General features: G+C 52.1%; 4 protein-coding genes. All 4 read left to right on the forward strand.

From position 1 onward, the window contains the following. Positions 1-1394: toprim domain-containing protein (locus ACGYLI_RS17970; protein WP_394420159.1), on the forward strand; the 1394-nt coding region annotated here is incomplete at its 5' end. Positions 1395-1866: 472 nt separating this feature from the next. Further along, positions 1867-2631 carry a hypothetical protein gene (locus ACGYLI_RS17975; RefSeq protein ID WP_394420160.1) on the forward strand — a complete coding sequence of 255 codons (765 nt, stop codon included), beginning with the start codon at positions 1867-1869 and terminating at the stop codon, positions 2629-2631. 50 nt (positions 2632-2681) lie between these two features. After that, positions 2682-2915 (forward strand): hypothetical protein, encoded by a 234-nt coding sequence (locus ACGYLI_RS17980; RefSeq protein ID WP_394420161.1) that lies wholly within the window; start codon positions 2682-2684, stop codon positions 2913-2915. A 307-nt stretch (positions 2916-3222) separates the two neighbouring features. Further along, on the forward strand, positions 3223-3657 hold a 435-nt coding region (locus ACGYLI_RS17985), incomplete at its 3' end, for a plasmid recombination protein (RefSeq protein WP_394420162.1).

Consider the following 3657-nt stretch of genomic DNA (forward strand, 5'->3'; position numbering starts at 1 on the left):
CGCACATCACGGGCTATATCGTGCCGAACAAAGACGGCAGGCTCAATGCCAGGCACTGGCTTGGAGGCCGTCAATTGTTGTCCCAAATGCAGGACAGAATGGCCCAATGTGTGGCACATCTGGGCATTGAAAGGGGTGTCAAAGGCAGCAAGGCCAAGCACGACAGAGTCGCCCGTTTTTATGGTGCCATAGAGCAGGAAGTGCCCAGCTGGACCCCGCCCACAAAATGGGAGGCACTGACCTCTGACGACTGGAAGGAAGCCTTGCAGAAAGACGTCGAGACGATGCACCTGCAAGCTCAGGCTGGCATCACAGCCAGAAGCGAAACCGCTGGCGCTCGCGCTACCGCAAAGGCAGCAGCCAGTAAAGCGGAACGTAATGCAGAAGAGAAAGCGCGACTGAAAGAGCAGCTTGATGCAGCACGTGCCACGCCATTGCTTGAACTGGCGCAACGCTTGGCGCTTGAACAGGATAAAGACAAGAACTGGAAGGACGTTGACGGCGAGTTTGCCATCTCGATCACTGGCCAGAAGTTTTACGACCATAAAGCGGGGCAGGGTGGAGGCGGTGCAGTCGACTTCGTTAAGCATGTAATGCAATGCGACTTTACGACAGCAAGAGACTTTCTAATCTCAAATTATGGCGCAGACAGTTACGTTAGTAACGCAACAGATGAAGCACGGCGTAAAGCTATAGAGGAAGTTAAAAAGGCGCCCAAGCGCGTTGTTGAGCGCAAGGCCGTTGTTTTCCAAAAACCCGAGCCTGTGCCAGACCACTGGGAGCATGTGGAGCGTTACTTAACGAAAGCTCGCAGGCTGTCATCGAAGCTGGTCGAAGGGCTTTACAGGCGTGGTGCAGTCTATGCCGACAGATTTAAGAACGTCGTCTTTGCAAGTGCTGGCATCGCGATCAAGCGTGGGACTGGCTTGAGCGACTTTAAAGGCCTCGCCACAGGATCGGATAAGAGCCTGTGCTGGCGGGCGACAGTCGGTCGAGAGAGCCGCAAATGGGACAATCTCATCATTGCCGAGAACCCCATCGACGCCCTGTCATACATGCAGATCCACGAGCTGACCGGCACCGCCTGCGCTACAGCTGGCGTTACGACTGTAATGCCAAAAAACGTCGAGGCAGCCGCGTGGGGCTCTATTGTTATAGCCTATGACAACGACAAGGTTGGAAAACTTGCCGCTCCTAAGCTCGCCAAGGACTTCGAGGACCACGGCTTCAAGAACGTCCGAGTCCATCACCCGGAAGCGCCAGTGAAAGACTGGAATGAAGCTCTGTGTAAAGCGGACGAGCAAGACGGCCATGACGCAAAGCCGGTTGACCCGGATCGCCCCAAGCGGCGGTTGCCGCCCGCCAGCAAGGCCCCGAAGCCCCCCGGCATGTGAACCGCGCGAGGCCCGCTAGGGCTTCGCTTGGCTCCGCCCTGGCTAATCCTCACCAGCCCCATCGAGGATCGGCCCTAGCCCCAGCCGCAGAGCCGCTTCAGAAAGCCTCAAGCCTTTCTTTTTCCCAGCAGCAAGCCCACCAGCGGCAGCTGGTGCAGCCAGCCGGAGGCTGGCGTCATCTTTCTACCGGGTGGACGAACCGGAGGTCGGACCCGGTAGAAAGAATAAGAAGGAAAACTATCTAAGTTATTGATTTTATTAGGGGGGTAGTTCGTTTAAACGAACTTTTTGTCCTATTTTTTGAACTTTTGAATGAAAATATGTGTGTTTTGTTCGTTTTTGGGTGTGTTTTTGCGGAAAATGATTTAGAGGTTATGAATAGGTGCGAACTTGGAGTTCGTTTTTAACGCAGATTTAATGAACTAGAAGTACATCTAAGGAGAACATAGAGTTCGCTTTAGAGGGGTGAAAAATGAACCAGAAGAAGAACACAGACAAGATTATGAAGAGGGAAAGAGAGCGGCCGCTCCTTCCTTCCGAAGAAGCGAAGAGCATGCCTAGGCCTTCTTTGAAGGCCTTTACGGCACATAAGGAAAATCCTTTTCTAGTGTCGATAATGGATGAAGGTTTTTCAGTTTCAGTAAGAAATACGCAGCAGCTGAAGGATGAAGTTGCTTACAACTACAAGACTGGTGAGGTTGGTGGTGCATTAACCATTGGCGTCACCCAGATGGTTGACCGTGAGCAGTTCGTGAAGCTCTTTTCAGCAGATATTACCACGATGCTGGGGCTGTCTCCGACAGCCGCACGGATCTTTTTTGTGCTGATTAATGAAGTTCAAAAGGTCAAGGACAGCGACAAGGTTTATCTGTCACTAGACATTGTAAACGACCTGATTGAACAAACAGCAGTGAAGATGAAGAACAGCCCGATAAAGGTCAAACCTGTCGGGAAAACGGCCTTCTATAAGGCTATGGCAGAGCTTTTACAGCACGACATTTTAGCCCCATGCAAGATCGGTCGAGACGCTTACTGGGTGAACCCAGCACGGCTCTTCAACGGCTCCAGAATCGTACTCGGCAAGCAGTACATCATTGAGCAAAACGAGCAGGAAGGCTTGAACCCTGCGTTACCCCGACCCAAGCAAATGGACTTGTCCGAAGTGGACGACAAGGCCAGCCCATATTCCCGCATCGATGAAAGCGGGGATGCCAGCCCTGACGAAACGTCAGATTAACCACAGCCCGTTACATAGGTAATGCAACCAGCCAGCATAAGGAGAAGCGCATGGCAAAGAAGAAACCGAAGTATCTAGAGCACGCCCCCGGAGCAGGGGAGAAGCTCAGCAACGTCAATGCAAGGGTAGAGCAGTCGCTTCACGACGACTTTAACAAATGCGTTGAGTTTGCACAGCAGAACGGCATGAAGCTCAGCATGACGAACGTAATTAAAACTGCAATGCGTGAGGCGATTGACGAGGTGCGTGCAATGCCGGAAGCGCAAGGCAAGCTCGACCTCTAGCATTATGCGTTTATCCCAGCTTGTCTCTGAACTGGCTATGTATTGTCACTTCGGAGACAGCGCCGGAGCTTTACGAGTTATCCACGAAATTGAAGCGCGGGGTGTTACCGTGCGTAAAGATCAGTAGCTTTACAAAAGGGGCGTAGCCCCGCGCTTCAAAAGTTCTTTGTGTACTCACTACACAAACGAATCGACCCTCCGGGCACGATTAGTTTGCTACATGAGCTTTTCCCCTTGGAAAAAGAAAGATTGTGGAAACCTTCTGGCCTTACCTCTTGTGTAGAACAATGAAGCAAATGGAGCAGCTATGGCGTATACGATCTTCCGAACTGCAAAGCTGAAAACCGGGGGCGAGATCGCCGCATCGGTTCAGCATTGCATGAGAACTAGAGCCACCCCAAACGCGATACCGGGCATTAAAAACCGGATCGTCTGGGGTAGTGCAGACCCTCAAAAGGACATTGACGAGAGACTTGCCAAGGCCAAAGGCCGCAAGAACTCGGTCAAAGTCATTGAGGTCTTATCGACCGTCTCCCCTGAGTGGTTCGAGCATGCCACCACCGATCAGGTAAACGAGTGGTGGAAGAAGTCATGCACCGAAATCATCAAGACTTTCGGCAAGGAAAATGTGGCTCATTTGCAGATCCATTTCGATGAATCGACCCCGCACATCACGGGCTATATCGTGCCGAACAAAGACGGCAGGCTCAATGCCAGGCACTGGCTTGGAGGCCGTCAATTG

The organism is Sulfitobacter sp. 1A13421 (assembly GCF_043557285.1).
GTDB classification, from domain to species: domain Bacteria; phylum Pseudomonadota; class Alphaproteobacteria; order Rhodobacterales; family Rhodobacteraceae; genus Sulfitobacter; species Sulfitobacter faviae.